Source organism: Streptomyces sp. NPDC007095 (genome assembly GCF_040634475.1).
Taxonomy (GTDB): Bacteria; Actinomycetota; Actinomycetes; order Streptomycetales; family Streptomycetaceae; genus Streptomyces.
Map to the genome: position 1 here is coordinate 97,902 of NZ_JBEYFS010000008.1, position 9,077 is coordinate 106,978.

The following is a 9,077-nucleotide window of genomic DNA, read 5'->3' on the forward strand; positions in this document are numbered from 1 at the left end:
GCTGACGCCGGATCAGCCGGACACCATATGATCTGCCTCGTGGGGGACGACGAGGAAAGCAAGAAGTCAAAGACGGACTACGCCTGCGCGGGGGAACGGCACTACGAAGATGCCTCCTATCTCCACGGCGACGGACGGCTGTTGAACGCGGACCATTTGTTCGGGCTCGCGGTGGAGTGCCTGATGAAGGCACTGCTGAAGCGGTTCGCCGGGGCGGACGGGGTCTCCATGAGGAACAGCGGGGGCTCCGAGAGTGACCGGCTCTGGTGGGACGACCCCCATGCCCAGAACCAGAACAAGAAGCGCAAGACGCTGGGGCATGTGAACGAAATGCTCCAGGCCCTCCCCTTGCTGCTCGGCGGTCGTCCCGGGCCGGCTCTCGACGAAGCCCTGACGAGGGTCTCCGCGGACTTCGAGGAGTGGCTCGTCGACGACCGCTACACCGACGGAACGCACCTCGACCTGGCGCTTCTGACCCGCCGCCAGGAGGCGGCGTCGCTCGCCCACGAGCTGCATCTGCACGTTCAATTCACCGGAAAGCTGCCATGACCCTCTACGACGCACCGGTCCGCTTCGACGAGGCGCGCCCGGCCGCCTTCGCCCTCGCTCACGAGGTCGCCGCGGAAGGCTTCGACGTCCTGCTGGTAAGGGATGTTCTCGGCAGGTTCTCCCTGGTGGTGGACGACGGCGAAGAGGGAGGCGAAGCGACCGACGAACAGGCCGAGCGCTGGCGGGAGTTGCTTGCCGGCCGACTGGGCCGCTACAGCGGGGAACGTCCGCTCGTACGGACCTCGGTCACTCGCCTGCCGAAAACACTGACGGCCTCACCCCGCACCCTGGAGGTCGTGTCGGCCACCGCCACAGCAGGCGCGGTCCGGTTCCTCGACAACACGGTCGTCGGCGAGGACTGGTCCCACGTCACCACTCCTTCCGCCACCGCGGACGGGGCGACCCGCACCCGCCGTACCGCCCTGTACGGCTTCAAGGGTGGCGTGGGCCGCACGACGGCGGCCTCCGTCCTCGCGCGTCGGCTCGCTGACGAGGGCAAGATCGTGCTCGTCGTCGACCTCGACCTGGAGTCGCCCGGTGTGGGCCCGCTCCTGCTCGCGGGCGGCAGCCTGTGCCGGCACGGTGTCGTGGACCACCTGGTGGAGTCGGCCCTCGGCAACGCGGAGGGCCTGGAGATCGTGACCCGCTCCGGGTACACACCGCGCAAACAGGGCGAGTTGTGGATCGCCCCGGCGCGCGGTGCGGGCACCGAAGGTGTCCCCAACGGGTATGTGGACAAACTCAACCGCGTGTACGCCGACGCGGACGGGGCCCGTTTCGCCGACCGGCTGGCCGCGACCGTCCGCGCCTGCGAGGAGGCCGTGGAACGCGGTGACAGCGGACGCCTGCCCGACGTCGTGCTGCTCGACAGCCGGGCCGGCATCCACGACGTGGCCGCCGTGACCATCTCGCACCTGTGCGACTACGCGCTGCTGTTCGGCGCGGACAACGACCAGACGTGGTCGGGTTACAAGGACCTGTTCGAGGCCTGGGCGGCGTCCGGGCAGGCCCCGGCCATCCGCAAGAAGCTGCGCATGGTGGCGTCGATGGTCCCGGACTCGGTGCACTACTCGAAAGACACCCACCTCGCCTCCTTCCGCAAGAACGCCCACGCCGCCTTCAGCGTCCTCTACGACTCGCTCGCGCCGGGCGAGATCGCCGGCGCCGAGGACGACGCGTGGGACCTGGAGGACGAGGCCGCACCCCACTACGCGATCCCGATCTTGTTCGAGCCGGGTCTGGTCGGCATGAACGTGCCCAACTCCCCGGACTGGCAGGAGCGTGCCTTCGTCCAGGCCGCGTACCGTGACTTCCTGAAACTGGCTGTCCCGCTGATCATGGCGGGCCCTGCGGAGCAGACCTCGGCGGGCTCTGATGAATGGTGGGTGGTCAGCACCGACTTCGAGGAAGACAGCCCATGACCGAGCCGCTGACCCCCGGCGAGTACCGCGACCTGATGTCGCGCGCGCTGGAGGGCACCGTGGACGCGGACACCCGGCCCCCCACCCCGCACACCCTGTACATGCCGGACGCGCACCGCACCGCGCTGTACGTGGACAGCACCGTGGTGCAGGGCGACCGGGGTGTCGGCAAGACGTTCTGGGCACGCTCCCTGCTCATCCCCGAGCTGCGCGAGGCGGCGGCCACCGAGTACCGCATCAACCGGCTGACCCGCCTGCGCGTCACGCCGGGCTTCGGCATGGACGTGGGCTCCCCGCACTATCCGGGCCCTCTGGTGCTGCCCTCGCTCCTCGCGGGCGGGGCGCTCCCGGAGGAGATCTGGTACGCCGTCCTGCTCACCGCCCTGGGGCAGCCCGAGCTGCTCAACGCGGCCGACTGGGCGGACCGCGTCGCCTGGCTGCGGACCAACGCCGGCCCGGCGGAGGCCACCCTCGCCCGGGCGGACGCGGAGGCTGCCGCCGAGGACACGGTGCATCTGCTGGTCTTCGACGGCCTGGAGCATCTGCACACCGACTGGGACACCCGCAACCGGATGATCGCCGAGCTGCTCCGCATCGCGATGCGGATGCGCTTCGGCACCCGCAACATCCGCCTGAAGGTGTTCCTGCGCCCCGACATGTTCGACGCGGCCAAGCAGCTCTTCCCGGACGCGTCGAAGCTGTCGGGCAACGCGGCCCGCCTGGAGTGGACCCGCGCCGACCTGTACGGGCTCCTCTTCCACCACCTGGGCAACGAGGACGACGAGGCGGCGGAGCGGTTCCGTCGCATCACCGGCGGCTGGCAGGAGCCCCCGACCCCGGGCACGCCGGTGCGGTACGTGGCCACGCCCGCCCTGCGCAACGACGAGAAGGCCCAGCAGCAGCTGTTCGAGCGCATCGCCGACCCGTTCATGGGCACCAACGTCCGCCAAGGCCGCCCTTACACCTGGCTGCCCAACCACCTCACGGACAGCAACGACCGGATCAGCCCCCGCAGCTTCCTCCGGGCCCTCGACGTGGCCGCGGAGACGACCCGCACCACCCGCCCCTCCCACACCCGCGCCCTGCACCACGAGGCCATCCGGGGCGGCGTACGCGAGGCGTCGGCTGTCCGCGTCGACCAGATCGTCGAGGACACCCCGTGGGTGAAGCTGGCGATAGAGCCTCTCAAGGGCTGCCAGGTCCCGATCGCCCAGGGAAAGATCATCAGCATCTGGAAGGACCGCGACCTGCCGCAGCTCCTGCGCGAGGAGTCGGCCCGCTACACCCAGGCCGACCGCCCCGAACTGGTCCGCACCGGCCCCCGCCACCCCGACGACCTGCCCCGCCTGGTCCAGGAGCTGGACGACCTCGGCGTCCTGCGCCGCCGCGACCACAACGTCGACAACTTCTCCCTCCTCGACCTGCCCGACATCTACCGCCTCGCCTTCGGCCTGGGGCGTCTCGGGGGGATTCCGCTCACGGGCCAGTAGGTGCGATGGGTCCACTCGGCTGTTCGGGCTGGCAGGATGGGCGGACCGGCGCGAGAGCACGCGCCGCGACCACGAAGCGAAGGAACAACCCCGGTGCCCTCCCAGGAAGCCCCTACGACCGCCGCGGCGACGGACACGCCGGCTGCGGCGCCGCTGGACCACGCCGCTCTGCTCAAGGATCTCCAGAAGCAGGTCGCGCTCCTGGAGAACGACCTGCGCGAGCGCGCCCAGGCCGACAGCGCGCAGGCCGTGGCCCTGAAGGCCGAGTACGACCGGGCCCTGCTGTCCGACCGCACCTCCGTCATGTACGAGACATGGCTGGAGGAGCGCGTGGTGCAGATCGCCGCCGCGTGGGTGCTGGCCTGCGTCTTCGTCCGCTTCTGCGAGGACAACGGCCTGGTACCGGACGCCCGTCTCTCCGGCCCCGGTGAGCGCCTCGCCGAGGCGCAGGACCACCACGACGCGTTCTTCCGGGAGAGCCCCGAGCTCAACGACCGCGACTGGCTCAAGGAGTCCTTCCGCGCCCTCGGCCGCGCGCACGAGATCGTCGAGGGCCTCTTCGACCCGGCGCACAACCCGCTGTGGGAACTCGACCCGTCCTACGACTCCGCGGCCCGGCTCCTCTCCTTCTGGCGCGAGCGCGGCCCCGACGGCCGTATCCGGTACGACTTCACGGACCCGTCCCTCAACACCCGCTTCCTCGGCGACCTCTACCAGGACCTGTCCGAGCACGCCCGCAAGACGTACGCGCTGCTCCAAACCCCGGAATTCGTCGAGGAGTTCATCCTCGACCTCACCCTGGACCCGGCTCTGGAGGAGTTCGGCCTCGACCCGGCGTGGAAGTACCGCCCGGACGGCTGGCGGGGTGAGACGTACGAGGAGGTCGACGAGAACGGTGACGTCACGCCCGTCATCCGCGGCCTGCGCTGCATCGACCCTGCCTGCGGATCCGGCCACTTCCTGCTCGGCCTGTTCCGTCGCATCCTCGCGGCCTGGCGTGAGGCCGAGCCCGGGACGGAGAACTGGACGCTGGTGCGCCGCGCTCTGGAGTCTGTCCACGGCGCCGACAAGAACCCGTTCGCGGTCTCCATCGCCCGGTTCCGTCTGCTCGTCGAGATGGTCAAGGAGTGCGGGATCGACCGCTTCTCCGCCGCCCCGTCCATGCCGATCCGTATCGCGGTCGGCGACTCCTTGCTGCACGGGCGGGAGGCGGGACGGGAGACCGACCCGACCTTCGACGACGTGGAGAGGGGGGAGACGTTCACGTACCGCACGGAGGATGTGGGGCAGTACGTGAAGGAGGCGGACCTGCTGGGGCGCGGCTCGTATCACGTGGTCGTGGCCAACCCGCCGTACATCACGGTCAAGGACAAGGCGGAGAACGAGAACTACCGGAAGATCTACTGGGCTTGCTCGGGGAAGTACGCGCTGTCGGTGCCGTTCGCGCAGAGGATCTTCGAGCTGGCGGTCCGGGCTGGGGGTGACCATCGGAATGGTGGGTTCACCGGGCAGATCACCGCGAACTCGTTCATGAAGCGGGAGTTCGGGGCGACGCTGATCGAGTCGTTCTTTCATGGGGGGCCGTACAAGGATCCGCAGACTCGGCGGAGGCGGGACTTCCCTGGGGTTGAGCTGACGCATGTGCTGGACACGTCCGGGGCGTTCATTCCGGGGCACGGCACGCCGACGGTGATTCTGGTGGGGCGGAACCAGGGGCCTCGGCAGGCTGTGCCGATTCGGGCGGTGCTGGGGGTTCGGGGGGAGCCTAGTCAGCCGAAGGATCCGGCGCGGGGGCAGGTGTGGCAGGCGATCGTCTCGCAGTGGCGGAAGCCGGGGGTGGGGCCTGCTGAGTGGGTGAGCGTGGAGGATGTGGAGCGGGGAAGGTTCGCTGGGCATCCTTGGTCGCTCGCTGGAGGCGGGGCCGGAGACCTGCTGGAGAGAGTCGAGGATGCGTCAGCAGCTCGCCTGGGCAGCATTGCCGAGTCCATCGGTATTACGTGCTTCACGCTTGAGGACGACTTGTATCTCATGCCCAAGCGCGTTGCGGTGACTGCCGGGATCCCCAAGCGATGGACACGCTCCATGGTCACCGGCGATCTGCTGCGCGACTGGAGCGGCGGGGACTACGAGGCTGCGCTGTTCCCGTACACGACGTCGTTCGAACCGATCGTCGTGGAGGGCGTCAGCCCCCTCCACCGCTTGATGTGGCCCTGCCGTACGAGCATTGCAAGCAACATGCTGTTCGGCGGAAAGACAAAGGTCGAGGGCGGGCTGAAGTGGTCGGAGTACGGAAGGCTGACGGTAAGCAAGCTGCGGACGCCGCTGACGATCGCATACGGCGAGGTCGCCACACACAACCACTTCGTGCTGGACCGGGGCGGGAAGGTGTTCAACCGCACCGCGCCGGTGATCAAGCTGCCCGAGACCGCGAGCGAGGAGCAGCACCTTGAGTTGCTTGGCGTGCTGAACTCCTCGACCGGTGGCTTCTGGATGAAGCAGGTTGCCCAGCAAAAGGGTGGCGCGGACAACAACAGCGGCGGCGGAAACCGTTGGGCCTTCGAGGCCTGGGAGCGCTTCTACCAGTTCAGCTCCACACGGCTCCAGCAGTTCCCCATCCCAGCCAACCTTCCCCTCCCCCTGGCCCGCCAACTCGACACCCTCGCCCAAGAGCTGGCTGCCCACGAGCCCTCTGCCCTCACCTCCTCCACCACCACACCCCCCACCCGCGAGGCCCTAGACGCCGCCAAGGCCGAACAAGAACGAATCCGCGCCCGCATGATCCTCCTCCAGGAGGAGCTGGACTGGACCGTGTACGGGCTGTACGGGCTACTCACGCCCGCCGAGGTCGCCCGGACCACGCTGCCCGGCGATCCGGCCGACCTCGCCGACGCCGACGTACCCAAAGAACTCAAGCTCGGCCAGCGGGCGTTCGAGATCACGCTCGCCCGTAGCGGGGCCGACACCGCGTGGTTCGACCGGCACGACTCCGCCGAGAACCGCACCACCGAGATTCCCCCCTCCCCCGACTGGCCCGAGTCCTACCGCCGTATCGTTCAGGCACGGCTCGACCTCATCGCCGACAACAAGGACATCCGGCTGCTCGAACGACCGGAGTTCAAGCGCCGTTGGTCCACCGAGTCCTGGAAGAAGCGCGAGGCCGCTGCCCTGCGCTCCTGGCTGCTGGACGCCACCGAGCGCGAGGAACTGTGGTTCGAGGAGCGCGACGGAATTGACTCACCGCGCCCGCTCACGATCTTCCAGCTCGCCGACGCCCTCCGCCACGACGAGGACGTCCAGGCCGTCGCCGCGCTCTACGCCGCCGACCACCTCGACAAGCGCGATGTCCCACTGTCCACGGTCCTGGCCGCCGTCATCGCCCCCGAGCACGTCCCGCACCTCGCCGCCGTCCGCTACAAGGAGTCCGGCCTGCGCAAGCGCGCCCAGTGGGAACAGGTCTGGGCGAAACAGCGCCAGCAGGACCAGAACGGCGAGCCGCGCGACATCGAGGTCCCGCCCAAGTACACCTCCGCCGACTTCCTCCAGCACAGCTACTGGTCGAACCGCGGCAAGCTCGACGTCCCCAAGGAGCGGTTCATCTCCTACCCGGGTTCCTCCCCGGACAACGACCCCTCCCTCCTCATCGGCTGGGCCGGCTGGAACCACCGCCACCAGGCCGAGGCCCTCGTCAACCTCCTCAACGACCGCCTGAACGTGGACGGTTGGCCCAAGGAAGACCCCCGTTTCGTCCCGCTCCTCGCCGGGCTCGCGGAGGTCATGCCCTGGGTGAAGCAGTGGCACGACGAGTACGACGACGAGTGGGAGGGCAACCCGGCCGAGGACTTCAGCAGCGCCCTCACCATGGGCCTGTTCGGCCGTGAGCTCTCCTGGGACGACCTAGCCGCATGGCGCCCCGAGAAGAAGCGCGGCGGTGCCCGGCGCGGGTGAACACGCTTGAGGGGGCGGGGACATACAGTCCCCGCCCCCTCGTACGCGCGCCGCTCGAGTCAGTCGCGCCCGGCCGCCATCCGCAGGAACGCGGTCCACTCCGTGGGGGTGACCGCGAAGACCGGTCCCGCGGCCCGCTTGGAGTCCCGCACGTGGACGAGGGTGCCCGTCCGGGCGACCTCGACGCACTGACCGCCCTCGCCGCTGCTGTAGCTGCTCTTCTTCCAGACGAGGGGCTGCGTCAGAACATCCGTACCGAGGTTCATGCCTCTCCCAGCAACTTCTCGATGTACGCCAGCGATTCACTCGGCGTCAGTGCTTGTGCTCGGATGATTCCATACTGCGCCTCCAGTTCGCGGACCGCTTTCCGCTCGGTGAGCAACGCACTGACGCTGGCCACTTCTGCGTAGGCGATGCGACGCTGCCCCACGGTTTCGATCAGTGTGAACGGCCCGCTGAGGCCCGCGTGGTCAGCGCGGGCGGTCGGCATGACCTGAACCTCTACGTTGCGGTTGTGGCCGATGAGCAGAATCTGCTCCAACTGCCCCCTCAGCACAGCGCTGCCGCCTACCGGACGGTGCAGCACAGCTTCCTCGATGACGAAGCTCATCAACGGACGCGACTTGCGGGAGAAGATCTCCTGGCGGGCCAGTCGGGCGGCTACTCGCTGCTCGATCGTCTCCTCGTCGAGCAGGGGCCGCCGCATCGTGAACACAGCCCGCGCGTACTCCTCCGTCTGCACCAGACCGTTCACGATGTGAGTGTCGTAGACGTGCAGTTCGACAGCCTCGGCTTCGAGCTGGACGTATCGCCGAGCGAAGCCCGGATAGCGCGCCTTCCCGATCTCCCCCTTCATCGCCGCCAGCACCCCACCCGCCCCCAGCACCCCATCCACCGCGTCCACCAGCTCGGGCTTGGGAATCCGCCGCCCCTGTTCGACCGACGCGATCAAGGCCTCCCCATACCCGACCCGCGCCCCCAGCTCCGCCTGGGTGAGGCCCGCCGCCTCGCGCAGCAGCTTCATCTGGCGGCCGAAGCAGCGCAGGAACCCGTTTCCCGAGTCCACACCGTCGGCAGCGTCCGCCGTATCCGCCACGTCCATCGCGCCCGCGTCCACCAGCTCCACACCCACCGCCCCCATCGCCCCCTCCGCCGCTGCCGATCGCAGCACCCCAACTACGCCCACACGCAGGCATCTTCACCACCGTACGGACATCGCCCCACCGTCACACCCCGATCACCTGGCGTTCTCCCATATGGGTGACCCGTACACCCCCGACAACCACCCCACCCACCCCCACAGTCCCCTCCCGTACCGTCCCCACCCCTGGTCGCCCCGACCCCGCCCGCGCCACTGTCGCCGTATGACACCCCCCACGGACACGACCACCGGCACCGCCACCCCCGCCACCCCCGCCACCCCCGCCACCGAGACCTTCGAGCTGCGCTTCACCTCCACCCCACGCGGCGCCCGCCTCGCCCGCCGTCTCGCCTCGCACTGCCTGGACTCCTGGGGCTGCGTACACGGCACCACGGTCAACGAGAACGCCGCCCTCGTCGTCGCCGAGCTCGCCGCGAACGCCGGTGCGCCATGAGGCGCTCTGTTGTATCCCCGGTTCAACCGGGAGGAATGAAGGGAGGTTTCTGGGTCTGATGGCTTACCCGGGCCCGA

6 protein-coding genes and 1 pseudogene are annotated in these 9,077 nt (G+C 69.1%); 5 read left to right on the top strand and 2 right to left on the bottom strand.

Features of this window, described 5'->3' with window-relative positions:
• Positions 1-39 precede the first annotated feature (39 nt).
• The 4 genes from ABZ656_RS04820 (at position 40) to pglX (ending at position 7,405) form a co-directional block, all read left to right on the top strand.
• A complete protein-coding gene (locus ABZ656_RS04820) occupies positions 40-549 on the top strand; it encodes a hypothetical protein (protein ID WP_358574881.1) in 510 nt (169 codons plus the stop codon).
• The gene (locus ABZ656_RS04825; RefSeq protein WP_360264573.1) at positions 546-1,970 is read left to right on the top strand and encodes an AAA family ATPase; all 1,425 of its coding nucleotides are present in this window, start codon (positions 546-548) and stop codon (positions 1,968-1,970) included. Before ABZ656_RS04820 ends, ABZ656_RS04825 begins: the two co-directional genes overlap by 4 nt.
• On the top strand, positions 1,967-3,460 hold the full coding sequence (locus tag ABZ656_RS04830; RefSeq protein ID WP_360264576.1) for a hypothetical protein: 1,494 nt from the start codon (positions 1,967-1,969) through the stop codon (positions 3,458-3,460). The genes ABZ656_RS04825 and ABZ656_RS04830 overlap by 4 nt, the downstream gene beginning before the upstream one ends.
• 93 nt (positions 3,461-3,553) lie before the next feature.
• Entirely contained in the window at positions 3,554-7,405 is a 3,852-nt protein-coding gene (gene pglX / locus ABZ656_RS04835) for a BREX-2 system adenine-specific DNA-methyltransferase PglX (RefSeq protein WP_360264579.1), read from the top strand.
• A gap of 59 nt (positions 7,406-7,464) precedes the next feature.
• Here the strand turns inward: pglX and ABZ656_RS04840 are convergent, their stop codons facing one another.
• Positions 7,465-7,671 (bottom strand): DUF397 domain-containing protein, encoded by a 207-nt coding sequence (locus tag ABZ656_RS04840; protein ID WP_360264582.1) that lies wholly within the window; start codon positions 7,669-7,671, stop codon positions 7,465-7,467.
• Positions 7,668-8,507 (bottom strand): helix-turn-helix transcriptional regulator, encoded by an 840-nt coding sequence (locus tag ABZ656_RS04845; protein WP_360264594.1) that lies wholly within the window; start codon positions 8,505-8,507, stop codon positions 7,668-7,670. The genes ABZ656_RS04840 and ABZ656_RS04845 overlap by 4 nt, the downstream gene beginning before the upstream one ends.
• Before the next feature lie 262 nt (positions 8,508-8,769).
• Here ABZ656_RS04845 and ABZ656_RS04850 point away from each other — a divergent pair.
• Positions 8,770-8,988 (top strand): annotated as a pseudogene (locus ABZ656_RS04850) (ATP-binding protein); the annotation flags it as partial.
• Positions 8,989-9,077 lie beyond the last annotated feature (89 nt).